Below are 26,233 nucleotides of genomic sequence, written 5' to 3'. Positions count from 1 at the left end.
AAACCACTATTTAATAGTTCTTAAATATAAAAATAATGAGCAACCATTTCGAAACAAAAGCTATTAGAATACAAACTGAACGCTCTCAATTTTCAGAGCATTCAACTCCGTTATATTTAACATCAAGTTTTGTATTTGATGATGCAGAAGACATGCGTGCTTCTTTTGCTGAAGAAAAAAATAAAAATCTATACAGCAGGTTTTCAAACCCAAATACTACAGAATTTGTAAATAAAATAGTGCAAATGGAAGAAGCTGAAGCTGGCTATGCTTTTGCCACTGGAATGGCTGCTGTATTTTCTACTTTTGGAGCTTTATTAAATGCTGGAGATCATATTGTTTCATGTAGATCTGTATTTGGATCAACCCATAGTTTATTTACAAAATATTTACCAAAATGGAATATTGAAACAAGCTATTTCAAAATAAATGAAGTTGAAAAAATTGAGCAGTTAATTCAGCCAAACACAAAAATTCTATATGCAGAAACACCTACAAATCCAGCAGTAGATATTATTGATTTAGAATTACTAGGAAACATTGCTAAAAAACACAACTTACTTTTAGTTATTGACAATTGTTTTGCTACTCCTTATTTACAAAACCCAATTAAGTTTGGTGCCGATTTAGTTATCCATTCGGCTACTAAATTAATTGATGGACAAGGAAGAGTTCTAGGAGGAATTACCGTTGGAAAGAAAGAATTGATTCGTGAAATTTATCTTTTTTCAAGAAATACTGGTCCTGCTATGTCGCCTTTTAATGCATGGGTATTATCTAAAAGTTTAGAAACCTTAAGTATCAGGGTTGAAAAACATTGTGAAAATGCTTTAAAAGTGGCTACATTTTTAGAAAAACACCCAAGGGTAAACCTTGTGAAATATCCTTTTTTAAAATCACATCCTCAACATGAAATAGCGAAAAAACAAATGAAATTAGGAGGCAATATTGTGGCTTTTGAAATTAAAGGTGGAATTGAAGCTGGACGTAGCTTTCTAAATGCCATAAAGTTATGTTCATTATCGGCAAACTTAGGAGATACAAGAACCATAGTTACTCATCCTGCATCTACTACTCATAGTAAATTGAGTGAAGAAGACAGGTTAGAAGTTGGTATCACAAACGGATTGGTACGCTGTTCCGTTGGTTTAGAAAATATAGATGATATTATTAACGATTTAACACAAGCATTAGATACTTAAAAAGTAAATAAAGTGTATTTTTGTAATATGCTTTCTAAGAAAACAAAATACGGTTTAAAGGCACTAACCTTTATTGCAAGACAAGAAAAAGGAAATAAAGTACAAATAGCTACTATTTCCGAGAGTGAAAACATATCACATAAATTTTTAGAAAGTATATTACTTACCTTACGAAAAGCAGGATTTTTAGGAGCCAAAAAAGGAAAAGGTGGAGGTTATTATATGTTAAAAGAAGCCTCAGAAATTAAGATGACTGATGTTATCAGAACTTTAGAAGGCCCTATTGCTATGCTCCCTTGTGTAAGCTTAAATTATTATGAAAAGTGTGATGACTGCCCTGATGAAGACGCATGTTCAGTACATAAATTAATGATTCAAGTTAGGGATAATACCCTACAAGTACTTCGTAATAATACACTAGCAGATTTAGTGTAAAATAACACAAATGTTATTCTATTGTAAAATTTTCAAATAAATGTTTTCACATTTAAAATGAATGTATACATTTGTCACTTCTTAAAACCTAGTTACCCGATAGGGTAATAGAATTTAAAAATGATTTTAGAACAAATAATAGAAAATAAGAAAAATTATACGCTAGATAAAGCTTCTGAAAATCCGTTGAGAAGCATTGTAAAATCAATTAGCTGGAGAGTTATAGGAACAATAGATACCATATTAATATCATGGTTAATTACGGGAGAAGTAGCCACAGCATTTTCAATAGGGAGCATTGAGTTAATCACAAAAATGGTGTTGTACTTTTTTCATGAAAGAGTTTGGAACAAAATAAAATGGGGCAAAAAATGAGCTTAGAAAGTCAATTAAATATTGAAGAATTAAACAAAGGGTTAGCAAAGTTAACTCCACAACAAATCATAGAATGGGTTTTCGAATTAAAGAAAAGAACAATTATTACAACAAACTTTAGACCTTATGAAGTAGCTATTTTACACTTAGTGTCTAGAAAGAACCCTTATATAAAGGTTATTTGGTGCGATACAGGTTATAACACACCACAAACCTATAAACACGCTGAGGAATTAATTGAAAAACTAGGCTTGAATGTTCATTTATATGTTCCTAAACAAACAGTGGCTCATAGAAATATTGTTTTAGGTATTCCATCAATAGAACATAAAGATCATGCTTTATTTACAGAACAAGTGAAACTAGAACCATTTAAAAGAGCAATTAAAGAACATCAACCAGAAGTTTGGTTTACCAATTTAAGAAAAGGGCAAACAGCATTTAGAGATAATATAGGAATACTCTCTTTTAGCAAAGACGGAATTTTAAAAGTAAGTCCATTTTATCATTGGTCAGATAAGGAATTAGACGAATATTTAGAACAACATAATTTACCAAATGAATTTAAATATTTCGATCCAACAAAAGTAGAAAGTAACAGAGAATGTGGTTTACATATTTAAAGAATATGATTATGAATACAGAAACAATACAAGTAGGTGCTTTAGAAAGCGAAGCCATATATATATTTAGAGAAGTTGTTGCTCAATTTGAAAAACCAGTTTTACTATTTTCTGGTGGAAAAGATAGCATAACATTAGTAAGATTAGCTCAAAAAGCATTTTATCCTGCTAAAATCCCTTTTCCTCTTTTACATATAGATACTGGGCATAATTTTCCTGAGACAATAGAATTTAGAGATCGTTTAGCAAAAGATCTCAACGTTGATTTAATTATTAGAAATGTTCAGGATAATATTGACAAAGGTCGAGTAAAAGAAGAAACTGGAAAGTACGCAAGCCGAAACATGCTGCAAACAGAAACGTTATTAGATGCAATTGATGAATTTGGTTTCGATGCATGTATCGGTGGAGCGCGCAGAGATGAAGAGAAAGCAAGAGCTAAAGAACGAATTTTCTCTGTTCGTGATGATTTTGGGCAATGGGATGAAAAAAATCAACGTCCAGAATTATTCGATATGTTAAACGGAAGAATTGATTTGGGTCAAAATGTAAGAGTCTTCCCTATTTCTAACTGGACAGAATTAGATGTATGGTCTTATATAAGAGATGAAAATATCGAAATCCCTTCTATTTATTTCGCTCACAAAAGAGCTACATTTTTAAGAGATGGACTTATATGGTCTGCAGAAGATGATGTGGTTTATAGAGATGAAAATGAAAAAGTTGAAGAACGAATGGTACGTTTTAGAACAGTTGGAGATATGAGCTGTACAGCTGCAGTACTATCCAATGCTGTAGATATAAATACCGTAGTAAACGAAATTAAAGTATCAACAATTTCCGAAAGAGGTGCTAGAATAGATGACAAACGATCGGAAGCTGCAATGGAAAAAAGAAAACAACAAGGATACTTTTAAAACTTATAACAAACATTTAAACACAAGTTGTTACACAACAACTAATACATAAAATGAACGTACTAAAAATAGCAACTGCAGGTAGTGTCGATGATGGCAAAAGCACATTAATCGGTCGCATACTATACGATACTAATTCATTAACTGATGATAAACTAGAAGCCATTGAAGAAAAAAGTAGACAAAGAGGCTTTGATTACTTAGATTTTTCATTAGCTACCGATGGTTTAGTTGCCGAAAGAGAACAAGGAATTACTATAGATGTAGCTCATATATATTTTTCAACACCAAAAACGAGTTTCATTATAGCTGATACACCTGGACATATAGAATACACTAGAAATATGGTTACTGGCGCTTCAAATTCACAAGCTTCTATTGTTTTGATAGATGCTCGAAACGGAGTTATAGAGCAAACATATCGTCATTTTTTCATTAATAATTTATTGAGAGTAAAAAATGTAGTAATAGCCATTAACAAAATGGATTTAGTTGATTATTCAGAAGAAAAGTTTAATCAAATAAAAAATGAAATTGAGTATTTAGCTAGTAAGAGTGCTTATAAAAATCAGCAATTAGCCTTTATCCCTCTTTCTGCATTAAAAGGAGATAATGTTGTTGAAAAATCAGAGAATACTCCTTGGTATAATGGAGAAACATTACTAAATCATTTAGAGAGTTTACAAGCTGATGATATAGAAGAACAATCACAAACACGATTTCCTGTACAAACAGTAATCAGACCTAAAACAGACGATTATCATGATTTCAGAGGTTATGCTGGTAAAATCTATGGAGGAAATTTAGCAGTTGGCGATTCTGTTACTGTATTGCCTTCCGCTACTGAATCCAAAATAAAGAGCATTCATTTTTTTGATAAAGAATACTTACAGGCAAAAAGAGGAAGCTCGGTAACTATTACTTTGGAAGACAATGTAAATGTAAGCCGCGGAGACATGTTGGTAAAAACAAAAGAAGTTCCTACGGTATCAAAAGAATTAACTGCTACAATTTGTTGGATGGATAAAAGTCCATTACAAGCTTCTGATAAATATTATATAAAACATGGAGTAAATGATGCACAGGCAAAAATTATGTCTTTATCGTCCATTATAAAAACAGATTTTTCAGGCAAGGAAGAAAATCCATCACAATTAACTTTAAATGAAATTGGCGATGTTACCTTAAAAGTTAGCAAGCCATTGTTTTATGACTCTTATCAGAAAAACAAAGCTAATGGAACTTTCATTTTAATCAATCCAAAAACCAACAATACAGCCGGAGTAGGCTTTATTCAGTAATAAGAAAATCAAATGGCAATTATAATAACAGATGAGTGCATCAATTGTGGAGCATGCGAACCAGAATGCCCAAATACAGCTATTTATGAAGGAGCTTCAGACTGGAATTATAACGAAGGAACCTCATTAAATGGAAATATTCAATTATTGAATGGAACAGAAATAGACGCAAATGAAGATCAAGAACCAATTTCTGACGAGTACTATTTCATTGTTCCAGACAAATGTACAGAGTGTAAAGGATTTCATGAAGAACCACAATGTGCAGCAGTTTGCCCAGTAGATTGTTGTGTTCCTGATGAAGACATTATTGAAACAGAAGAAGAACTATTAGCAAAACAACAGTTCTTACACAATTAAAAAAAGTAACGCTTACAAGCTTTAAAAAATAAAGTAATGCAAAGTTTTAGAACCGAAATAGAGAATCCAATTGTAGAAAAAGATATTCTAGAATTAGAACGTAAAATCCGTTTATTTAAAGAAGGTCAAATAGACGAAGAACGCTTTAGAAGTTTACGTTTGGCTAGAGGTGTATACGGTCAACGTCAGTTTGGAGTACAAATGATTCGTATAAAACTACCTTATGGTAAAGTTACTAGCGAACAATTACATCGAATAGCAGATGTATCGGACGAATACTCAAGAGGACGCTTACATATTACAACTCGTCAAGACATACAAATTCACTATGTGAGTTTAGATAGAACTCCTGAATTATGGGCACAATTAGAAAAAGATGATATCACCTTACGTGAAGCTTGTGGAAATGCAGTTAGAAATGTTACAGCTTCTGAAACTGCTGGGATAGACATCAATGAACCTTTTGATGTAACACCCTATGCACATGCTACATTTCAGTTTTTCTTACGTAACCCTATTTGTCAGGAAATGGGAAGGAAATTTAAGATGTCTTTTTCTGCAACAGACCATGATACTGCATTGAGTTTTATGCATGATTTGGGCTTTATTGCTAAAACAAAAACTATAAAAGGTAAAGAAGTCAAAGGTTTTAAAGTTTTATTAGCAGGAGGATTAGGTTCGCAACCTAGACATGCAGATGTAATCTATGAATTTTTAGAAGCTGATTTATTAATTCCTACTATTGAAGGTGTTTTACGTGTTTTTGATAGACATGGAGAACGTTCAAAAAGAGCAAAAGCACGTTTAAAATTTTTAGTTAAAGATTTAGGAGTTGATGCCTTTTTAAAATTAGTTTCTGAAGAACAAAAAGCATTTGCTTATCAAAGATATCCGATAAACACATCTGATTTTGAAAAGGAAATTCAATTTGAAACAACAGAAATTCCTTCAGTAAAAATAACTGATAACGAAGCTTACCAAAACTGGAAAGAAACCAATGTTATTCAACAAAAACAAAAAGGATTATATGCCATTGGAATTAAAGTTCCTTTGGGAGATTTTTACACAGACAAAGCTCGTTTACTTGCAGATTTAATTAAAAAATATGCAGCAAATGAATTGCGTTTTACATTACGTCAAAATATCTTAATCCGTCATGTCAGAGAAGAGTTTTTACCATTCTTTTATGTTGAATTAGAAAAATTAGGTTTTACAGAAATAGGCTATAATAGCTTAACAGATATTACAGCATGCCCAGGAACTGATACTTGTAACTTAGGTATTTCAAGTAGCACAGGTATTGCAACAGAATTAGAGCGTGTATTAAAATCAGAATATCCACAATATGTAAATAATAAAAATATAACTATTAAAATTAGTGGTTGTATGAATGCTTGTGGACAACATAATATGGCACATATAGGATTTCAAGGAATGTCTGTTAAAGTTGGAAACTTATTAGCTCCTGCCCTTCAAGTGTTAATTGGTGGAGGTGTTTTAGGTAATGGTAAAGGACGTTTTTCAGATAAACTAGTAAAAATACCAAGCAAAAGAGGTCCTGAAGCTCTACGTATTCTTTTAAATGATTTTGAAGATCATAAACAAGAAAAAGAAGACTTCTTAACGTATTATGATAGATATGGAAAAACCTATTTCTATGATTTATTAAAACATTTATCAGATACTTCCAATTTAAATCAGGATGATTTTATCGATTGGGGGCATGATAAAAACTATGTAAAAGCCATTGGTGTTGGAGAATGTGCTGGAGTTGTTATCGACTTGATTGCAACCTTACTATTTGAAAGTGAAGAAAAAATAGAAAATGCTATTGGTGCATTGAATGAAAAGCAATGGTCTGACAGCATATATCATTCATATTCAGCAATCATCAATACTGCAAAAGCATTGTTAACTTCAGAAGGAGCAAAAACCAATACACAAGCTAGTATTATTAAAAACTTTGATGAAGTATTTATCAGTACTAATAAGATTGAATTACCAACTTCATTTACTGATTTTGTATATCAAATAAAAGAAAATAACCCAACAGAAGCTTTCGCTAAAAAGTATCTGGAAGAAGCAAAATCGTTTTATAAAACGGTAGATGCATACAGGAAGCAAGTAGTAGAAAGTTAAACATAAAGAGACATGAGAAATCTACCAAAATTAACCGTAGTGGGGGCTGGTCCTGGTGATGTAGAACTAATCACCTTAAAAGCGATCAATGCTTTAAAACAAGCAGATGTAGTGTTATATGATGCTTTGGTTAACAATGATTTATTAAAATATGTAAATCCAAATGCTGAAATAATTTTTGTTGGTAAAAGAAGAGGCTGTTACCGTTATCAACAAGAACAAATTAATGAACTAATAGTAGCTAGAGGTCATTCACATGGACATGTGGTACGTTTAAAAGGTGGTGATCCATTTATTTTTGGTAGAGGCGCAGAAGAAATGGAATATGCTGCAAAATTTGGACTACAAACAGATGTAGTTCCTGGTATTTCATCATCACTAGCAGTACCTGCATATCAAAATATTCCTTTAACAAAACGTGGAAGTTCAGAAAGCTTCTGGGTAATTACAGGAACAACAAAAAAACATCAAATTTCTAGTGATGTTGCGTTAGCTGCAAAGTCTAATGCTACTGTAGTTATATTAATGGGAATGGGTAAATTATCCGAAATCATTCAACTTTTTCAAAAAGAAAAAAAGCATGATTTACCTGTAGCTATTATACAAAATGGTACTACTCCACAAGAAAAAATCGGAATTGGTACTGTAAACACCATAGAACAAGTAGTTGCAAAAAACAAATTAAGTAATCCAGCAATCATCGTATTAGGAGAAGTTGTAAAACACAGAGCAGAACTTCAATTGGTACAATCGCAAATAAAAACCAATATCGCGGTATGATAGTAGAAGAAAAAAATAACCTCTACCCTATCTTTTTAAAAGTACATCAATTAAATGTTCTCTTAATAGGTGCAGGTAATGTTGGATTGGAGAAATTGAGTTTTTTATTAAAGTCAAGTCCAAATGCGAAAGTTCAAATAGTGGCAATCGATATACTTCCAGAAGTAAAAAACTTAGCTGAAAAGCATCATATTGAAATAATTCAAGAAGCTTATAAAGTAAGTCATTTACATAATAAAGACTTGGTAATTGTTGCTACAGATGACAATCATGTAAACATACAAGCTTACAACGATTGTAAAGAACAAAACTTATTGGTAAACGTTGCAGACACACCTCATCTCTGTGATTTCTATTTAGGTGGAATAGTAACAAAAGGAAATGTCAAAGTAGCTATTTCAACTAATGGAAAATCTCCAACAACAGCTAAAAGATTACGCCAGTTTTTTGAAGAAGTAATTCCAGAAGACATTAACGAATTAGTTCAAAATTTAAATAAGTACAGAAAGACCATCAAAGGTAATTTTGAAGAAAAAGTAGAAACATTAAACAAGTTAACAGAAGGTTTAATAAGCTAAGAACAGAAGTAAATAAATCTTAAAAAAGATGTTTTTACGACTTTACACACTAGTGACAAAAAAATAAAAATGATTACAACAGATATATTAATTATAGGAGCGGGTCCTACAGGGCTTTTTACAGTTTTTGAAGCAGGATTATTAAAATTAAAGTGTCATTTAATTGATGCATTACCTCAACCAGGAGGGCAATGTTCAGAAATATATCCTAAAAAACCTATTTATGATATTCCTGCTTATCCTGAGATTCTAGCAGGTGATTTGACAAAGAATTTATTAGAACAAATAAAACAATTTGAACCTGGGTTTACCTTAGGAGAAAGAGCTGATACTATAGAAAAACAAGAAGATGGAACTTTTATAGTTACCACAAACAAAGGAACAAAACATCATGCTCCGGTAGTAGCTATAGCAGGTGGCTTAGGAAGCTTTGAACCTAGAAAACCACCTATTCCTAATATTTCAAATTATGAAGACAAAGGAGTGGCTTACATTATTAGAGAACCAGAAATTTATAGGAATAAAAAAGTGGTTATAGCTGGTGGAGGTGATTCGGCTTTAGACTGGGCTATATATTTAGCTGACATTGCTTCGGAAGTAACTTTAGTTCATCGTAGAAATGAATTTAGAGGAGCCTTAGACTCTGTAGAAAGAGTGCAAGAATTGAAAGATATTGGAAAAATTCATTTAATAACACCTGCAGAAATAAAGGAAGTTTATGGAGACGAGCATGTTAATGCTGTTCAAATAGTAGAAAAAGGCAAAGAGCCATATACTTATGAAACAGATCATTTTATTCCACTATTTGGTTTATCACCAAAGCTAGGACCTATTGCTAACTGGGGACTTGAAATAGAAAAAAATGCCATAAAAGTAAACAACGCTTTAGATTATCAAACAAACATACCAGGTATTTATGCCATTGGAGATGTTAATACATATCCTGGAAAGTTAAAACTGATTTTATGTGGATTTCACGAAGCTACGCTAATGTGTCAAAGTGCTTTTCAACGTATACATCCTGATAAAAAATATGTAATGAAATACACAACTGTTGGTGGTGTTGAAGGTTTTGATGGTTCAAAAAAAGAAGCTCCAAAAGCTGTAGTAAAAGCAATCAATTAAAAAAAATACAATGTCAGATATCAATATAAAAATAACCGATCGAGAAGGAATACTTCATGAAGTAATTGCACCTACCGATATGGCAATGAACTTAATGGAAATTGTCCGTTCCTATGAACTGGCAGAAGAAGGTACAATTGGTATTTGTGGAGGTATGGCTATGTGTGCATCTTGTCAATGTTATGTAAAATCAAATCATCAATTATCTGAAATGACTCCTGATGAAGATTTAATGTTAGCAGAAGCATTTCATGTAGAGGAAAATAGTCGTTTAGGCTGTCAAATTCAAATAACTCCTGAGCTAGAAGGCTTGGAAATAGAATTGGCACCCGAAAATTAATTTCATACAGAAAAGTACTATTAAAATGCAGTTTAAAAATTATAATTTATCATTAAAAGACAATGTAGAAACTTTTACAAAACAGCTATTCTATGCTTTATTTAGTGATGTATGCCAAGAAAAAGCTACACATTTAAAAAGTCAATTCATTATTATTTTAAAAGAACTAAACATTCTTGAAGGAGAAAGTATTTGGACATTATACCAAGAATCCTTTTGTAAAATAAGAGAACAATTAGATTTAGATGCTTTAGCTTTTGAACAAAATGATCCAGCATGTAAAAGCCTAGAAGAAGTTTATTTAGCCTATCCTGGTTTTCATGCAATAGCAGTATATCGATTAAGTCATGAATTGGTAAAATTAAACGTACCTATTTTACCTCGTATGATGAGTGAATACATCCATGGAGTAACAGGTACAGATATTCATCCTGGTGCAACTATAGGTGCTTCATTTTTTATTGATCATGCTACAGGAATTGTCATTGGTGAAACTACACACATTCAAAATAATGTAAAGATTTATCAAGGAGTAACTCTAGGGGGGCTTCAAGTAAAAAAAGAATTAGCTTCAACAAAAAGACATCCAACCATAGAGAATAATGTAACTATTTACGCTAATGCCACTGTTTTAGGAGGAAACGTAGTTATAGGACAAAATAGCATTATTGGTGCTAACGTATGTGTAACAGAATCAGTTCCAGAAGGATCAATTGTTACTTACGAATCAGAAAATAAAATTACCACCAGAAAGTCATATGCAAAATGATTTTCACAATAAGAAACAAACCATGAAAACAAAAAGTATTATCGATTTTGTAGGAAATACTCCTCTTGTAGAAATAACAAATGCTTTCAATAAACCCAATGTTAAATTATTATTGAAACTAGAAGGAAACAACCCTGGTGGTAGCGTAAAAGATAGAGCTGCTTATTTTATGATTTCCGAAGCAATCAAAAGGAAAAACATAAAAAAGGGTGACACTTTAGTAGAAGCAACTAGTGGAAATACTGGAATTGCACTAGCTTTAATGGCAAAGGTATTAGGAGTTAATATGGTACTGGTAATGCCTGAACATGCAACTGTTGAAAGAGTAAAAACCATGAGAGCTTATGGAGCAGAGGTTATTTTAACTCCAAGCGCTTTAGGAATGGAAGGAGCTATAGACCATGCTTTAGAATTAAAATATAAAAAAGGATATTTTAGATTAAATCAGTTTGATAATTTTGATAATCCAAAAGCACATTATACAACTACTGGCCCTGAAATTTGGAAAGATACAGAGGGACAAATAACACATTTTGTATCAGCCATGGGCACAACAGGTACCATAACTGGAGTTTCAGATTACTTAAAAGAACAAAATGATCAAATTCAAATCATAGGAGTACAGCCTAAAGACGGTGCTAAAATTCCTGGAATTAGAAAATGGCCACAAGAATATTTACCAGCTATTTTTAAACCACAAAAAATCAATAGAATTTTAGAAGTAAATCAGCAAGAAGCTGAAGAAGCAACTATAAAATTAGCCGAACAAGAAGGAATTTTTGCAGGTATGAGCAGTGGTGGTGCTTTTGCCTCAGCACTTAAAGTAGCCAACTCTATAGAAAAAGGAGTCGTTGTGGCTATAGTTTGTGATAGAGGTGATCGTTATTTATCTTCAGAACTATATGGTTTATAAAATATTTTATAAACCATATCTTATTTTAAAAGTTACCTTTCGGAAACATATTTAGTTGTTTCGGAAATTTATAAACACCATTGGAAAATGATGCTTTTACTTTTGTGATAGATTTAATGCTAACCCCCGAAAAAAATCATCAAAATGGAAAAAGTAAATACTTTTAAGTTATTGCTATGCGCAATATTTTTATGCAATTTTAGTACAATGTTCTCTCAACCTTATTATACTTATGAGTTAAAAAATGGGAGTTTTGAAACATTATCAGCAGGTAATTCAAGTAATATTTATGCACACTTTACCGCAAGAAGGTTAGGAACAAGTTGGTACGCCCATAAGGGAAATCCGAGAGTACATCATAATGGTTATAATAATGTTCATACTTGTGGACCATGTGGAAATGGATCTAAATATGCTTCTTTACGATATAGCAATACAAATGGTCAGAAAAGAGGAAACTCTATGTTTATGTATTACCCTATGAAAAGTGGTAAAACCTATAAACTAAAATTTGATTATAAAAAATATAGTAATAATGGAATTTTATATGTTATAGCCACTAACAGTGCTACTGCAAATTACAATACAAATAGTAGTCTTGTTGAAACAATAGGAAATATAAATAACAACCAGTATAGTTCATTACCTTCTAATGATCAAATGCTTGTAACAAAAGTTATTCAAAATACAGGTCCAAGTACTAGTTGGAGTAACAACATACCAACAGGAAATAATATAAGTCCGAACATTACATTTACACCTAATAAAGATTATACGCAACTATTATTTGTCTACTATTCTACTCAATATACTGCACAGGGAGAAATGTATATTGACGGTGTTACTATGTCTGGAGATTTAAACCAATCTGGTAGCGTTTCAATGGCACTTAACGGGACTAATTCTAATACAAATATTGGGATTCAAATTTGTAGTGGGGATCCTGTAATTTTAGATGGTAGAGGAACAGTTGACACTTCTTTAGATCACAACAACAGAATTCAATATTTTACCGCTATTTATAAAATTGGAAGTAATGGACAAGCTGTAGATGGCTCTGAAATTTGGAACGATGGTGTTCCTTATAGCGAACTAGACCTACAAACTCAATTTCCTCTAACTTCTCCTTATGGAGTTACTACTCAATACCACGTTAAATTGGCTATAAATTCAGGGCCAAACAATACATGGATAGAAAAAGTGATGAAAGTTTATGTAGTAGGTAAACCTAATTTTTCTATAAATAAAACATTTATTTTCTCTAATCCTCACAATAGAGTAAGGTTAAGAGTTCAAGGCTTGCCTACAAACACAACTTACACTTATAAATGGTTCAGAACAGGGAACCCGCTTGTACTAGGAACAAATTATCAATATGATGCTTATAGTTCTGGATCCTATACAGTTGAGGTTACAGCTGCTAACACAGGTTGTACCACCAAAAAAACAATTAATGTTTATGTTCCTCCTGTAATGAAAAAAACAAAAGATGCTGTATTAAATGAATTAATGCCTAGAAATAATTCGAATAATGATAATGATATTAAAGTATATCCAAATCCAGTTTCAAATATTATAAATGTGAAGTCTAATACCAACATAGATAGATTAGAACTTTATTCTATTGGAGGAACAAAAATTTCAACTTCAAGAGGAAACACTATGGATGTAAGAAATATTAAAAAAGGTGTTTACATACTAAAAGCAATTTCAGAAAACACAACTATAAAAGAATCAAAAATTATAAAAAAGTAACTAATTAATTAGGGAACACATTAAATCTTAAAATCTCACTTACAGCTAGTAAGTGAGATTTTTTATTAAATAAAAAGAATAATTTATTGGGAAACTAAAAATAAACTAATAGATTTGCACCATAGTTCATTAACTTAATTGATGTTATCAAGAAAGGTGGAGGGAATAGACCCTTTGAAGCCTTAGCAACCCTTTGTTTATACAAAGAAGGTGCTACATTCTACTGCTTGGCAGAGAGATAACGGAAAGAATTTTACTTCCTCTTTTCCTGATAACACAACTTTTAATTATCAGGAATGTCAAACATATATACAGAAATACAAAAAAGAATTCTCGTGCTCGATGGGGCCATGGGAACAATGCTTCAAGAATATAAATTTACAGAAGAAGATTTTCGTGGAGAACGTTTTAAAGACTACCCCTCTCCTCTCCAAGGGAATAACGATTTATTATCTATTACCCAACCAGAAGCAGTAAAAGAAGTACATAGAAAATATTTTGCTGCTGGAGCAGATATTGTTGAAACCAATACTTTTTCTGGTACAACTATAGCTATGGCCGATTATCAAATGGAAGATTTGGTTTACGAATTAAATTACGAATCGGCAAAAATAGCAAAAGAAGTAGCTAACGAGTTTACTAAAAAAGAACCTCATAAACCTAGATTTGTTGCTGGTTCTATAGGCCCAACAAACAGAACAGCTAGCATGTCTCCTGATGTTAATGACCCAGGTTACAGAGCTGTTACATTTGATGAACTAAGAATAGCTTATAAAGAGCAAGTAGAAGCTTTATTAGATGGAGGTGCCGATATTTTATTAGTAGAAACAGTCTTTGATACATTAAATGCAAAAGCTGCATTGTTTGCTATTGAAGAAGTAAAAAGCGAGCGAGGAATTGAAGTTCCAATAATGGTATCGGGTACAATTACAGATGCATCAGGAAGAACATTATCTGGACAAACCGCAGAAGCTTTTTTAATTTCTATTTCACATATTCCATTATTATCAGTTGGTTTTAACTGTGCACTAGGGGCCAATTTATTGCAACCACACTTAGAAGTCATAGCTTCAAAAACAAAATTTGCTACGTCAGCACATCCAAATGCTGGGCTTCCAAATGCTTTTGGTGAATATGATGAAACACCAGAAGAAACGGCTTTGCAAATAGAAGAATATTTAAAAAAGGAGTTAATCAATATAATTGGAGGATGTTGCGGAACCACACCAAAACATATTGCTGCCATAGCTGAAGTAGCTGCTAAATATAAACCGAGGGAAGTTTTAAACATTCATACTGTTGAAAATTAAATGAAGATGAGCACACAACAAAGAAAATTCATGCGTTTATCGGGTTTAGAGCCTTTAATTATTACCGAAAACAGTAACTTCATTAATGTAGGAGAACGCACCAATGTAGCTGGATCTCGTAAATTTTTACGCTTAATAAAAGAAGAAAAATATGACGAAGCACTAGCTATAGCAAGGCACCAAGTAGATGGAGGAGCACAAATTATCGATATTAATATGGATGATGGCTTAATTGACGGAAAAGAAGCCATGGTTCGTTTTTTAAACTTGATTGCTGCCGAACCAGATATTTGTCGTGTTCCTATTATGATAGATAGCTCTAAATGGGAAATTATAGAAGCTGGCTTACAAGTGGTACAAGGGAAATGCGTTGTCAATTCTATTAGTTTAAAAGAAGGTGAAGAAAAATTTATTTGGGAAGCAACTCAAATAAAACGCTATGGAGCTGCAGTAATTGTAATGGCCTTTGATGAAGTTGGGCAAGCAGATAATTATCAACGAAGAATAGAAATAGCTGAACGTTCGTATAGAGTTTTAGTAGATAAAGTTGGATTTCCTTCAGAAGATATCATCTTTGATTTAAATATTTTCCCTGTAGCTACAGGAATGGAAGAACACAGAAAAAATGCTATCGATTTTATAGAAGCAACTCGATGGGTACGTAATAACTTACCTAATGTTAGTGTTAGTGGTGGCGTAAGTAATGTTTCTTTTTCATTTAGAGGGAATAATACAGTAAGAGAAGCAATGCACTCCGTTTTTCTATACTATGCAATTCAAGCAGGTATGAACATTGGAATTGTAAATCCGGCCATGCTAGAAGTTTATGATGACATTCCTAAAGACCTTTTAGAATATATAGAAGATGTAATTTTAGATAGACGTGACGATGCTACTGAACGGTTATTGGACTTTGCTGAAACTGTAAAAGGAAAGAAAAAAGAAGATGATGGAAGAGCATTAGAATGGCGAAACTTATCATTGCAAGAACGAATTACACATTCATTGGTAAAAGGAATTGATGCTTTTATTGTAGAAGATACAGAAGAAGCTAGATTAACTGTAGAAAGACCTTTACATGTAATTGAAGGACATTTGATGGCTGGAATGAATGTGGTTGGTGATTTATTTGGTTCAGGAAAAATGTTTTTACCACAAGTTGTAAAATCGGCCAGAGTAATGAAAAAAGCAGTGGCATATCTTAATCATTTTATTGAAGCAGAAAAAGGTGAAGAACAAAAAGCGCTAGGTAAAATTTTAATGGCTACTGTAAAAGGTGATGTTCATGATATAGGTAAAAACATTGTCTCAGTAGTTTTAGGATGTAATAACTATGAAATAGTTGATTTAGGAGTAATGGTTCCTCCTGAAAAAATTATTGAAACTGCAAAAAAGGAAAAAGTAGATGCCATTGGCTTAAGTGGTTTAATCACCCCATCGTTAGATGAAATGGTATACTTAGCCAAAGAAATGGAACGTCAAAATTTAGATGTACCGTTACTCATTGGTGGAGCTACAACTTCCAAAGCACATACAGCAGTAAAAATTGATACTCAATACAAAAACGCAGTAGTACATGTAAATGATGCTTCAAGAGCAGTAACAGTTGTTGGAGACTTACTAAATGAAAATACAAAAAACGAATATGTAGCTAAGCTAAAAAAAGACTACGAAGAGTTTCGAGATAAATTTTTAAAAAGAGGAAAAACAAAAGCATACATTTCTATAGAGGAAGCTCGTAAACGTCAATTTAAAATAAACTGGGAAACAAGCAATATTGTAAAACCAAAAGAATTAGGTATTCAAACATTACAACAAATAAGTTTAAAGGAATTAATTCCTTTTATAGATTGGTCTCCTTTTTTCCGTTCATGGGACTTACACGGAAAATTCCCTAATATTTTAACAGATGAAATTGTAGGTGAACAAGCTACTAGTTTATATGAAGATGCTCAAAAAATGTTGCAAGAAATTGTAGCTAAACAATTATTAAAACCTAAAGGAATTTTTGGATTATTTGAAGCTAATTCTATTAACATAGATGATATTTCTATACAGAAAAAAGGAAAAGAAATAGCTGTATTTAGAACGCTTCGTCAACAATTAAAAAAACGAGATAACAAACCAAGCTTTGCTTTAGCAGATTTTATAGCACCAAAAGAAACTGGCAAAAAGGATTATATGGGAGCTTTCTGTACAGCTATTTTCGGCGCAGATGAATTAGCTACAAAATATAAAGACCAACAGGACGATTACAATGCTATTATGGCACAAGCATTGGCCGATCGTTTTGCTGAAGCTTTCGCAGAATACTTACATCATAGAATAAGAACAAAACACTGGGGATATAGTATAGACGAAAACTTAACTAACGAAGAATTAATTAAAGAAAACTATAAAGGTATTCGTCCAGCTCCAGGATACCCAGCATGTCCAGATCATTTAGAAAAAGAAACTATTTGGCAATTATTAGAAGTTGAAAAACAAATTGGAGTTTCCTTAACAGAAAGCTTGGCTATGTGGCCAGCAGCAGCTGTATCTGGTTATTATTTTGCAAATGAAGAATCTAAATATTTTGGATTAGGAAAAATAACCGATGATCAAGTAAAAGATTATGCCACAAGAAAAAACATCACATTAGACGAAGCAAGAAAATGGTTACATCCAACAATTGCCGACAATTAAAATAACATCATGAAAGTTACAGAACATATAAAAAACGCCAATGGTAAAACATTGTTTTCATTTGAAATATTGCCTCCTTTAAAAGGACAACATATACAATCTATTTTTAATAATATAGATCCTTTAATGGAATTCAATCCACCTTTTATAGATGTTACCTATCACAGAGAGGAATATATTTATAAAGAACTTGAAAATGGCTTATTAAAAAAGCAAGTTGTTAAAAAAAGACCTGGTACAGTAGGCATTTGTGCAGCCATTCAAAATAAATATCAGGTAGATGCTGTGCCACATATTTTATGTGGTGGTTTTACAAAAGAAGATACCGAGAACTTTTTAATCGATTTAGATTTTTTAGGAATTGATAATGTCGTAGCATTGCGAGGTGATGCAGTAAAAAGCGAGACATACTTTAAACCAGAAAAAGATGGACATAAATATGCAAGCGAACTTGTTTCTCAAATTCAAAGCTTAAATAATGGAAAATATTTAGATGACGAATTACAAAATTCATCACAAACAAATTTCTGCATAGGGGTTGCTGGATATCCAGAAAAACATATGGAAGCTCCAAGTTTAGATTCTGATATCCATTTTTTGAAAAAGAAAATTAAAAACGGAGCTACTTATATAGTGACTCAAATGTTTTTTGACAATCAAAAGTACTTTGACTTTGTGGCTAAATGCAGAGCTGAAGGAATCACAGTTCCCATTATTCCTGGCCTTAAACCTATTTCAACAAAAAAACAACTTAATTTAATTCCTCATCGTTTTAAAGTTGATTTACCGGACGATTTAATTATGAGTGTAGTAAAATGTAAAGACAACAGCGAAGTACGTCAGATAGGTATAGAATGGTGTATACATCAAAGTAAAGAATTAATAAAAGCAGGAGTTCCGTTATTACATTATTATTCTATGGGAAAATCAACCAATATTCAACAAATAGCAAAAGAAGTCTTTTAATCTTGTAAGGAAATAGAAAGTATTGATACTATGATAGTAAAAAGTAATTTTTGTAAAATTGTATTGGTAAAATATTTGATTACTTTTGTAACTTACAAACAAAGACAATAACTTAATTAAAATATAATAAAATGGCATTAGAAATTACAGATGCAAACTTTCAAGAAGTAGTATTAAATTCTGACAAACCAGTATTGGTTGATTTTTGGGCAGCTTGGTGTGGGCCATGTAGAATGGTTGGACCTATTGTTGATGAAATTCACAGTGAATATGAAGGAAAAGCTGTAGTTGGAAAAGTTGACGTTGACAACAACCAAGAGTTTGCTGCTAAATATGGTGTAAGAAACATTCCTACAGTATTAATCTTTAAAAACGGTGAAGTAGTAGACAAACAAGTTGGTGCTGCTCCTAAAAAAGCGTATACTGATAAAATTGATGCTGCTTTATAATCAGTACAATTACAATATATAACAAGAAAAGGTTTGGCTATCGCTAAACCTTTTTTTATTTTCGGGCTATATGATTGATTTAAATAGTACTTCCTCAGAAATTAAAAATCTTGATATTCTTGCAAAGCAAGTAGTAGAAGGTTTTATAACAGGTATGCATAAAAGTCCTTTTCATGGATTTTCTGTTGAGTTTTCAGAACATAAATTATACAACAAAGGTGAAAGTACTCGTCATATTGATTGGAAGCTCTTTGCAAAAACAGAAAAACTTTATACTAAAAAGTATGAAGAGGAAACAAATTTACGTTGTCACTTAATTATTGACAACTCTGCTTCAATGCATTACCCTATAATTAAAACGCAATCTGTAGATAAATTAAATAAAATTGGTTTTTCAGCTATCGCAGCAGCCTCTTTAATGGAGATTTTAAAGCGTCAAAGAGATGCTGTAGGCTTAAGTATCTATTCTGACACTTATGAGTACTACGCTCCTGAAAAAGGCAGTGAGCGCCATAGAAAAATGTTGTTAAACCAATTAGAGAGTTTGTTAAGCTCAAACTCAAAAGCTACAACAGAAACTCATGAGTATTTACATGAAATTGCTGAAAAAATACATAGGCGTTCTTTAATCTTCTTATTTACCGACATGTTTCAAACAACAAAAAATGAAGAAGAACTTTTTGAAGCTTTAAGACATTTAAAATACAACAAACACGAAGTTATATTATTTCATACTTATGATAAAAAGACTGAATTCTTATTTGATTTTGGTAATACTCCAAAAAAGTTTGTTGATGTAGAAACTGGTGAAGAAATAAATTTATATGCTGAAAATGTTCAAGAAAATTACAAAGAACTAAGCTCAAGATTCTTCAACAACCTAAAGAACAAATGCTTACAATATAAAATAGATTACATCCCTGTTGATATTAATGAAGGGTACGATAAAATTCTTACCGCATATTTAATCAGCAGGCAAAAAAAAATGTGATTTCTCCTTTTTTTTTTAAAAAAAGATTATATATTTGCATCCGCTTAGAGCAACGGTCTGGTAGTTCAGCTGGTTAGAATACATGCCTGTCACGCATGGGGTCGCGGGTTCGAGTCCCGTCCAGACCGCTAAAGTTTTTTCTAAGCTCACATAATATATTGCTAAAAGCAACGGTCTGGTAGTTCAGCTGGTTAGAATACATGCCTGTCACGCATGGGGTCGCGGGTTCGAGTCCCGTCCAGACCGCAAAAAGCTTCTCAAATTTGAGAAGCTTTTTTTATTTTACATTTATTCCAAAAAAAATAGCTGAGGTTTTTACACCTCAGCCACCCTTCAATCAATGAAGAAATAATTACAAAATTAATTCACTTCATTATTATTATTAATTTCCGACAATGGTACCGGTAAATACGCATGTCCTGCAGAAGTAAATCCAGTTCTATTAGCCGCTTGCATAGCTTGATCTAACATCCCCCATCTTCTTAAATCAAAGAATCTTGTAGACTCTAATGTTAATTCCATAGTTCTTTCATGAATAATTTGATTTTTCACATCATCTTTAGAAGTAACTGTAATTGGCGGCATCAATCCATGTACATCTCTCACTCTATTTATCAATGGTATTGCCTGCGCCGTTGCCCCCGTTTCATTTAAAGCTTCAGCATACATCAACATTACATCAGCATAACGCATTAAAACCACATTAACACCTACGTAAGAATTATTCCAAACATAGTTAGGTAACCATTTTCTAAAATACACTTTACCAGCATTTGTATTACCATATTGCCAATCCATTAACTGGTCCCAAGTATACCCTTGCATTTGCGGACTTGCTCCGTCATTAAAGAAAGGGTCTCTAAAATAAATAGTTCCATACAATCTATTATCATACAAACCATTAGTTGCTACCATACCCTCAGATTTCATTACTGTTTCTAATCCTTTAGTAGCCTCTAATCCACCCCAGCCTCCAATAGACCAATCTCCAACAAAAGCATGTAACCTTGTTGCATTCCACGAAGTAGCATCTCCTGATTTAAATTGCAACTCAAAAATAGATTCTTGATTATTTTCATTCTCCCCATTAAAAAGACTTAAAAAATCAGGCTCTAAATCATAACTCCCAACCGCACCATCAACAATAGGTTTAAAAGCATCCAATGCATTTTGGAAATCAGTACTTTCTGACGAAGTAGCATCTCCCGCTTTATACATATACGCCTTCCCTAAATATGCATAAGCCGCTCCCTTTGTAGCTCTCCCTGGCTCTGTAGCATCTTTATTTTTAAGCATTGTTGCAGCCTGCTTAAAATCTTCTATAATTGCAGCCCAAGCCTCTGGCCTTGTAGATAGAGCCTTATCTAAAGTTTCCGCCGTTATAATTTCTGTTCTTAAAATTATTTGCTCAAATAATGTTAACAACTTAAAATGATAATAACCTCTTAAAAAAGTTGCCTCACCTATTATTTGTTTTTTATCAGCATCAGATATCTGATCCGCAGTCATTTGACCAACCTTAGTAATCACTTGATTTGCAAAATTCAATCCTTTGTAATTTGTCCTCCAAACTACATTAATATGCGTATGTCCGTTTGTATAATTAAAATTGAAAATTTCTCTCCAATGCGCATAATTCACCGCATCAGGACCAGGCAAAGCATAATCAGATCTATAATATTCAATTATAGGCCTCCCTTCTTGCCATCCATCCCAAAAATTACTTCTCGATTCTAACTCCGCATAAACTGCTGTTAAGCCAGACATCGCATCATCTGTATTTCTCCAAAAAGAATCAGACGTTAATTGATCAGGTGATTTCTGATCTAAAAAATCATCATCATTACACGATATAAAAACTACTAATGTTAGTAATGCTGTTGTTATTATTTTTTTCATCTTCTGATTGTTTAATTAAAATTGAATTTGCGTTCCCAAAATCACTGATTTATATTGCGGATACAAAGTCCTATCCACACCTCTCGAAAGAATCGAACCTCCAACCTCTGGATCTAAACCACTATAATTTGTAAAAGTGAATAGATTTTGCCCAGTAACAAAGAACCTCAGCTTACTCATATTCAACTTATCCAAAACTTTTTTCGGAAATGAATACCCCAATTGAATTGTTTTAATACGCAAATAACTCCCGTCTTCTAAAAAGCGACTTGAAGCTCTATTATTCCTATTTGGATCTCCTAAAACCGCTCTTGGAATATCTGTATTTGTATTTGTTGGCGTCCAAGCATTCAATGTAGAAGCTTCAAAATTTCTTCCTGTATCTACTCCAATTGACTGGAATCGATTTCCATTATAAATCTTATTACCTCCTACCCCTTGAAAGAAAACATTAAAATCAATTCCTCTATAGTCTGCAGATAGATTTAAACTATACTCATACTTAGGTAAAGCACTCCCCAAATACACTTCATCATCACTATTTAAAACTCCGTCTCCATTTTGATCTATAAAACGAATATCCCCTGGTTTTGCATCTGGTTGCAATGTTCCCGTTGGATCATGAGCATCAATCTCTGCCTGACTTTGAAAAATCCCGTTAGCCACTGGTAAAAAGTAAGCTCCTGGCTCGTAACCAACTTTTGTTTGATTCACAAAATGATCAGATCCAAACAATAAACCAGCCCCTCTTAAAACCTGACCTGGTCTTGCTAATTTAGTCACCTCACTATTTAATGTTGAAAAAGTTGCAAATGCTGAAAATTTCACTTCATTAAAACTCTCATTATACCCTAACTCAAACTCAACACCACTATTTTCAAACTCACCTACGTTAATTACTGGATTACGCACACCACTAGAAAGCGGCACTTCTTTAACTATTAATAAATCTTTTGTTTTAGTGTTATAATAATTTATAGAACCCTTTATTTTACTATCTAAAACCGAATAATCTACCCCTAAGTTTGAAGAAATATTCGTTTCCCATTGCAAATCTGGATTCTCTAAATCCCTAGCAATTCCTCCTACATATGAAGATTGTGGATTTCCAAAAATATATCCTCCGTTTGACGAGTTAGCACCTTGAGAAATTAACGCTACAAAATCATAATTACCCAAAGCATTATCACTACCAGCTTCTCCCCAACTAAATCTCAACTTTAAGAAATCAAAAATATCTTGGTCATTCATAAAGCTCTCTTCAGTAATCTTCCAACCTAATGCAAACGATGGGAAAACACCATATTTATTATTCTTACCAAACTTAGAACTACCATCCCTTCTTATACTTGCTTGAAATAAATATTTATCATCATAAGCATAATTAACCCTACCAAATAATGAAGCTAATGTGTATTCTGAATTTGTTCCACTTCCTGAGAATGTTGCTTCTGCAGCCCTAAATGCATTTAACGTTTTAAAATTCTCATCTAATAATGTTATTGGTTCTTTATCATCCAAATCTCCATTACCATCTAAGTCTTGATCAGATATTTTCCACCCTTCAGCCTGAACATATGTTTCTGAAAAAGGCTCAATAATTCTTTGATACCCACCTAAAAGTTCAATCGCATGTTTTCCAATTTCTGTCTTATAATTTATTGTATACTCTTGATTAATTCTTCTAAAATCACTGTTATATTCTGACAAAAAGAAGTATTGATTTTGCTCATTATCATCAACATCCCTAACCCTAAAAGGCTTATGAAAAGCGTACGAAAAGTTAGCCAAGTTAGATATTGAATAATTCGCACCTAACTTTAAACCTTCAAACAATTCATACTTAACCCCAACATTTCCTATGAAATACTTTAACTTCGTATACCCCTCTCTAAAAAAATCTTCACCTACAGGGTTTCTATGATCCGGTAAATCTCCATCTCTATAACCATAACCAGAAGGCTTAGTTGGATCCAATATTGGTATTAAAGGAGATATTTGATACGTTTCCCTTAACGAAAACCTATAATTCTCTCTATATGTTTCAGAATAATTAAAAGCTCCAGTTACTTGCAACCTTTCATCAGTAAAAGTCGCATTTGCAAAAAGACCTCTCTTAGTAAACTCTGAACCTATTAACACTCCTTTTTCATCAGCAAAATTCCCTCCAAGAGTAAAGTTTAACTTCTCTGAAGCCCCACTAACTCTCGCATTTAATAATTTCAATTCACCATCTCTATGTGTAGCCCCTAACCAATCAGTATTCACATTTGGTGGACTTGTCACATAACTAGGTAAAGCAACACCCGCATTTTCATACATTTGTCTATGCACCTGAACATAGCCGTCTGCATCTAATAAATTCAGCTTTTTTCTCTGTGTATTAAAACTTAAAGATTGCTCAATATCTACAGTAATTTTTCCTTTTTTCCCTTTTTTAGTAGATATAATCACCACACCATTTGCAGCTCTCGTTCCATAAATTGAAGCCGAAGCAGCATCTTTCAACACCTCTATAGATTCAATATTATTAGCATCAATAAAATAAGGATCTGCCTGTACACCATCAACAATAAACAATGGTCTATTACTTCCAAAACTTCCAACTCCTCTTATTAAAATATCCGCCACTCCCCCTGGCGTTCCAGAAGATGATGTTACCGTAACCCCAGCAACCCTTCCTTGTAGTGCATCTGTAGGATTCGTAGTCACCACCTTGGTTAATTCTTTTGCTTTTACTTGACCTACTGCACCAGTTACATCACTCTTTTTTTGTGATCCATAACCTATAATAACCACTTCCTCCAAAGTATTATCTTCTTCTAAAGTTACATTTATAGTCAATTGATTTCCAACCAACACCTCTTTAGATGCATAACCAACAAAACTATAAACCAATATTGTTGCTGGACCTGCCTTAATTTTGTAATCTCCATTAAAATCAGCTTCTACTCCTTTTAATTCACCTTTAACAGTTACTGTAGCTCCAGGTAAACCCATCCCGTTACTATCTGATATTTTCCCAGTAATTTCAGCCTCTTGAGAGAACACATTTTGAGAAAAAACAAACAGAAAACAAACTAGTAGGGTCAAGAAGACCTTTTTTAATAATTTTTGTTGTAATCTTAATTCCTTTTGTTTCATAAGTTAGAAAATATTAGTTTTTATTTTTATACGCACCCCGCTTGCTTTCTCTAATACATAAACATTATAATTAATTATAAAAGCCATAGGTATGCAGCTAATCTAAAACTAGTTACACAAAAAACAAACCAGTACCTACCAGTTTGTTTTTATTTTAATAAATTATATATTTGTTTCATGAGCATAATTCATATAGAAAAAAATGTAGGCATTCCGAAGTACAAACAAATTGTTACTTCTATAGAAAATGCCATTGCATTAAAACAAATAAAACTGGGAGATAAACTCCCTTCAATCAACAGCATAAGAACTAAATATAAATTATCAAGAGACACTATTTTATACGCCTACAACGACTTAAAAGTTCGAGGAATTATAGAATCAATTCCCGGAAAAGGGTATTATGTAAATAGTGAGAGTGTGTATATTACTCAAAAAGTCTTTTTATTATTTGATGAGCTTAACGCCTTTAAAGAAGATTTATATAACTCTTTCTTAACAAACCTCAACGAAACTATAGAGGTAGATATTTTCTTTCATCACTTTAACTATGATGTCTTTAAAAAACTAATCTATGATAATTTAGGAAAGTATAATTACTATATAATTATGCCTGCTAAACTTGAAAAAACAGAACTAATTTTAAATAAAATATCTCAAAAAAAAGTATACATATTAGATCAAACAAACAGTGAATTATCTCATTACCCAGCTATATACCAAAACTTTGAAAAAGATATTTTTAATGGCTTATTAGATGGACTTAAACTATTGAAAAAATATGACCATTTAGTTTTTCTTTTTGAAGAAGATAAACAACCCAATGGCTTGTTAAAAGGCTTTAAAAAATTCTGCTCCATGAATAGATTTAAAAACACTGTTATTGAATCTTTAGAAGGCTTTGAAATTGAAAAAGGTGATGTATTTATAATACCCGACGATAGAAACCTTATTCGAATTATTAAAAAGGTTAAAGAAACCAAATTTAAAATAGCTTCTGACATTGGAATTATCTCATACAATGATACATTATTAAAAGAAATTGTAGAAGATGGAATAACCACTATTTCTACAGATTTTAAAGCCATGGGAAAAAAGCTTGCTCAAATGATTTCCAATAATGAAGAAGGGCAAATAGAAAATGAAAACAAACTAATAATTAGAAATTCTCTGTAAA

23 protein-coding genes, 2 tRNA genes and 1 riboswitch are annotated in these 26,233 nt (G+C 32.3%); of the genes, 23 read left to right on the top strand and 2 right to left on the bottom strand.

Annotation, left to right across the window (positions count from 1 at the left end; genetic code table 11):
- Positions 1-35: 35 nt before the first annotated feature.
- The 22 genes from MHN29_RS01195 to MHN29_RS01090 all read left to right on the top strand — a co-directional run bounded on the left by MHN29_RS01195 (position 36) and on the right by MHN29_RS01090 (position 20,259).
- Positions 36-1,202 (top strand): PLP-dependent aspartate aminotransferase family protein, encoded by a 1,167-nt coding sequence (locus tag MHN29_RS01195; protein ID WP_235273435.1) that lies wholly within the window; start codon positions 36-38, stop codon positions 1,200-1,202.
- Between the two features lie 27 nt (positions 1,203-1,229).
- Positions 1,230-1,637, top strand: a complete 408-nt coding sequence (locus tag MHN29_RS01190) for an Rrf2 family transcriptional regulator (protein ID WP_150900140.1) — start codon at positions 1,230-1,232, stop codon at positions 1,635-1,637.
- 120 nt (positions 1,638-1,757) lie between these two features.
- Complete coding sequence (locus MHN29_RS01185; protein ID WP_235273436.1) at positions 1,758-2,012, top strand: DUF2061 domain-containing protein; 255 nt, start codon at positions 1,758-1,760, stop codon at positions 2,010-2,012.
- The gene (locus MHN29_RS01180; RefSeq protein WP_235273662.1) at positions 2,009-2,635 is read left to right on the top strand and encodes a phosphoadenosine phosphosulfate reductase family protein; all 627 of its coding nucleotides are present in this window, start codon (positions 2,009-2,011) and stop codon (positions 2,633-2,635) included. The genes MHN29_RS01185 and MHN29_RS01180 overlap by 4 nt, the downstream gene beginning before the upstream one ends.
- An 11-nt stretch (positions 2,636-2,646) precedes the next feature.
- Positions 2,647-3,552: a sulfate adenylyltransferase subunit CysD gene (cysD, locus tag MHN29_RS01175; RefSeq protein ID WP_235273437.1), complete on the top strand. Its 906-nt coding sequence runs from the start codon at positions 2,647-2,649 to the stop codon at positions 3,550-3,552.
- A 53-nt stretch (positions 3,553-3,605) separates the two neighbouring features.
- The gene (locus MHN29_RS01170) at positions 3,606-4,853 is read left to right on the top strand and encodes a sulfate adenylyltransferase subunit 1 (protein WP_235273438.1); all 1,248 of its coding nucleotides are present in this window, start codon (positions 3,606-3,608) and stop codon (positions 4,851-4,853) included.
- A 12-nt stretch (positions 4,854-4,865) separates the two neighbouring features.
- Positions 4,866-5,213, top strand: coding sequence for a 4Fe-4S dicluster domain-containing protein (locus MHN29_RS01165; protein WP_150900059.1), 348 nt, complete (start codon positions 4,866-4,868; stop codon positions 5,211-5,213).
- A 36-nt stretch (positions 5,214-5,249) separates the two neighbouring features.
- Positions 5,250-7,352 (top strand): nitrite/sulfite reductase, encoded by a 2,103-nt coding sequence (locus MHN29_RS01160; RefSeq protein ID WP_235273439.1) that lies wholly within the window; start codon positions 5,250-5,252, stop codon positions 7,350-7,352.
- A 12-nt stretch (positions 7,353-7,364) separates the two neighbouring features.
- Positions 7,365-8,132: a uroporphyrinogen-III C-methyltransferase gene (gene cobA, locus MHN29_RS01155; RefSeq protein ID WP_150900057.1), complete on the top strand. Its 768-nt coding sequence runs from the start codon at positions 7,365-7,367 to the stop codon at positions 8,130-8,132.
- Positions 8,129-8,710: a bifunctional precorrin-2 dehydrogenase/sirohydrochlorin ferrochelatase gene (locus tag MHN29_RS01150; protein ID WP_235273440.1), complete on the top strand. Its 582-nt coding sequence runs from the start codon at positions 8,129-8,131 to the stop codon at positions 8,708-8,710. Before cobA ends, MHN29_RS01150 begins: the two co-directional genes overlap by 4 nt.
- 69 nt (positions 8,711-8,779) lie before the next feature.
- Positions 8,780-9,835 (top strand): NAD(P)/FAD-dependent oxidoreductase, encoded by a 1,056-nt coding sequence (locus MHN29_RS01145; protein WP_235273441.1) that lies wholly within the window; start codon positions 8,780-8,782, stop codon positions 9,833-9,835.
- Positions 9,836-9,845: 10 nt separating this feature from the next.
- The gene (locus MHN29_RS01140; protein ID WP_235273442.1) at positions 9,846-10,175 is read left to right on the top strand and encodes a 2Fe-2S iron-sulfur cluster-binding protein; all 330 of its coding nucleotides are present in this window, start codon (positions 9,846-9,848) and stop codon (positions 10,173-10,175) included.
- A gap of 25 nt (positions 10,176-10,200) precedes the next feature.
- Entirely contained in the window at positions 10,201-10,944 is a 744-nt protein-coding gene (epsC, locus tag MHN29_RS01135) for a serine O-acetyltransferase EpsC (protein WP_235273443.1), read from the top strand.
- Positions 10,945-10,966: 22 nt separating this feature from the next.
- Positions 10,967-11,857, top strand: a complete 891-nt coding sequence (cysM, locus tag MHN29_RS01130) for a cysteine synthase CysM (RefSeq protein ID WP_235273445.1) — start codon at positions 10,967-10,969, stop codon at positions 11,855-11,857.
- Positions 11,858-12,001: 144 nt separating this feature from the next.
- Positions 12,002-13,612 carry a T9SS type A sorting domain-containing protein gene (locus MHN29_RS01125; protein WP_235273447.1) on the top strand — a complete coding sequence of 537 codons (1,611 nt, stop codon included), beginning with the start codon at positions 12,002-12,004 and terminating at the stop codon, positions 13,610-13,612.
- Positions 13,613-13,753: 141 nt separating this feature from the next.
- Positions 13,754-13,857, top strand: a riboswitch (SAM riboswitch).
- Between the two features lie 51 nt (positions 13,858-13,908).
- A complete protein-coding gene (locus MHN29_RS01120; RefSeq protein WP_235273449.1) occupies positions 13,909-14,922 on the top strand; it encodes a homocysteine S-methyltransferase family protein in 1,014 nt (337 codons plus the stop codon).
- 6 nt (positions 14,923-14,928) lie between these two features.
- The gene (gene metH / locus MHN29_RS01115) at positions 14,929-17,607 is read left to right on the top strand and encodes a methionine synthase (RefSeq protein ID WP_235273450.1); all 2,679 of its coding nucleotides are present in this window, start codon (positions 14,929-14,931) and stop codon (positions 17,605-17,607) included.
- Positions 17,608-17,616: 9 nt separating this feature from the next.
- Positions 17,617-18,573: a methylenetetrahydrofolate reductase [NAD(P)H] gene (metF, locus tag MHN29_RS01110; RefSeq protein WP_235273451.1), complete on the top strand. Its 957-nt coding sequence runs from the start codon at positions 17,617-17,619 to the stop codon at positions 18,571-18,573.
- 131 nt (positions 18,574-18,704) lie between these two features.
- Complete coding sequence (trxA, locus tag MHN29_RS01105; RefSeq protein ID WP_235273452.1) at positions 18,705-19,022, top strand: thioredoxin; 318 nt, start codon at positions 18,705-18,707, stop codon at positions 19,020-19,022.
- A gap of 70 nt (positions 19,023-19,092) precedes the next feature.
- On the top strand, positions 19,093-20,013 hold the full coding sequence (locus tag MHN29_RS01100; RefSeq protein ID WP_235273453.1) for a DUF58 domain-containing protein: 921 nt from the start codon (positions 19,093-19,095) through the stop codon (positions 20,011-20,013).
- A 54-nt stretch (positions 20,014-20,067) separates the two neighbouring features.
- Positions 20,068-20,141: transfer RNA gene (locus MHN29_RS01095), tRNA-Asp, on the top strand.
- A gap of 44 nt (positions 20,142-20,185) precedes the next feature.
- Positions 20,186-20,259, top strand: a tRNA-Asp gene (locus MHN29_RS01090).
- 114 nt (positions 20,260-20,373) lie between these two features.
- Here MHN29_RS01090 and MHN29_RS01085 read toward each other — a convergent pair.
- Together MHN29_RS01085 and MHN29_RS01080 are read right to left on the bottom strand one after the other, a co-directional pair.
- Positions 20,374-21,912 carry a RagB/SusD family nutrient uptake outer membrane protein gene (locus MHN29_RS01085; RefSeq protein ID WP_235273454.1) on the bottom strand — a complete coding sequence of 513 codons (1,539 nt, stop codon included), beginning with the start codon at positions 21,910-21,912 and terminating at the stop codon, positions 20,374-20,376.
- Between the two features lie 15 nt (positions 21,913-21,927).
- Entirely contained in the window at positions 21,928-24,963 is a 3,036-nt protein-coding gene (locus MHN29_RS01080) for a TonB-dependent receptor (RefSeq protein WP_235276242.1), read from the bottom strand.
- Between the two features lie 270 nt (positions 24,964-25,233).
- Between MHN29_RS01080 and MHN29_RS01075 the strand changes: the two genes are divergently transcribed.
- Entirely contained in the window at positions 25,234-26,232 is a 999-nt protein-coding gene (locus tag MHN29_RS01075) for a GntR family transcriptional regulator (protein ID WP_235273456.1), read from the top strand.
- Position 26,233 lies beyond the last annotated feature (1 nt).

The organism is Tenacibaculum sp. Cn5-46, from assembly GCF_022347705.1.
Taxonomy (GTDB): Bacteria; Bacteroidota; Bacteroidia; order Flavobacteriales; family Flavobacteriaceae; genus Polaribacter; species Polaribacter aiptasiae.
This window is presented reverse-complemented; position numbering and strand designations above follow the sequence as displayed.

Coding starts and splice junctions, on each gene's coding strand:
- MHN29_RS01100 (WP_235273453.1), top strand. CDS start 19,093: ATGATTGATTTAAATAGTACTTCCTCAGAAATTAAAAATCTTGATATT.
- MHN29_RS01075 (WP_235273456.1), top strand. CDS start 25,234: ATGAGCATAATTCATATAGAAAAAAATGTAGGCATTCCGAAGTACAAA.
- cysM (WP_235273445.1), top strand. CDS start 10,967: ATGAAAACAAAAAGTATTATCGATTTTGTAGGAAATACTCCTCTTGTA.
- MHN29_RS01185 (WP_235273436.1), top strand. CDS start 1,758: ATGATTTTAGAACAAATAATAGAAAATAAGAAAAATTATACGCTAGAT.
- MHN29_RS01195 (WP_235273435.1), top strand. CDS start 36: ATGAGCAACCATTTCGAAACAAAAGCTATTAGAATACAAACTGAACGC.
- cobA (WP_150900057.1), top strand. CDS start 7,365: ATGAGAAATCTACCAAAATTAACCGTAGTGGGGGCTGGTCCTGGTGAT.
- metF (WP_235273451.1), top strand. CDS start 17,617: ATGAAAGTTACAGAACATATAAAAAACGCCAATGGTAAAACATTGTTT.
- MHN29_RS01190 (WP_150900140.1), top strand. CDS start 1,230: ATGCTTTCTAAGAAAACAAAATACGGTTTAAAGGCACTAACCTTTATT.
- MHN29_RS01125 (WP_235273447.1), top strand. CDS start 12,002: ATGGAAAAAGTAAATACTTTTAAGTTATTGCTATGCGCAATATTTTTA.
- MHN29_RS01085 (WP_235273454.1), bottom strand. CDS start 21,912: ATGAAAAAAATAATAACAACAGCATTACTAACATTAGTAGTTTTTATA.
- MHN29_RS01145 (WP_235273441.1), top strand. CDS start 8,780: ATGATTACAACAGATATATTAATTATAGGAGCGGGTCCTACAGGGCTT.
- trxA (WP_235273452.1), top strand. CDS start 18,705: ATGGCATTAGAAATTACAGATGCAAACTTTCAAGAAGTAGTATTAAAT.
- MHN29_RS01150 (WP_235273440.1), top strand. CDS start 8,129: ATGATAGTAGAAGAAAAAAATAACCTCTACCCTATCTTTTTAAAAGTA.
- MHN29_RS01180 (WP_235273662.1), top strand. CDS start 2,009: ATGAGCTTAGAAAGTCAATTAAATATTGAAGAATTAAACAAAGGGTTA.
- MHN29_RS01120 (WP_235273449.1), top strand. CDS start 13,909: ATGTCAAACATATATACAGAAATACAAAAAAGAATTCTCGTGCTCGAT.
- cysD (WP_235273437.1), top strand. CDS start 2,647: ATGAATACAGAAACAATACAAGTAGGTGCTTTAGAAAGCGAAGCCATA.
- metH (WP_235273450.1), top strand. CDS start 14,929: ATGAGCACACAACAAAGAAAATTCATGCGTTTATCGGGTTTAGAGCCT.
- MHN29_RS01165 (WP_150900059.1), top strand. CDS start 4,866: ATGGCAATTATAATAACAGATGAGTGCATCAATTGTGGAGCATGCGAA.
- epsC (WP_235273443.1), top strand. CDS start 10,201: ATGCAGTTTAAAAATTATAATTTATCATTAAAAGACAATGTAGAAACT.
- MHN29_RS01140 (WP_235273442.1), top strand. CDS start 9,846: ATGTCAGATATCAATATAAAAATAACCGATCGAGAAGGAATACTTCAT.
- MHN29_RS01170 (WP_235273438.1), top strand. CDS start 3,606: ATGAACGTACTAAAAATAGCAACTGCAGGTAGTGTCGATGATGGCAAA.
- MHN29_RS01160 (WP_235273439.1), top strand. CDS start 5,250: ATGCAAAGTTTTAGAACCGAAATAGAGAATCCAATTGTAGAAAAAGAT.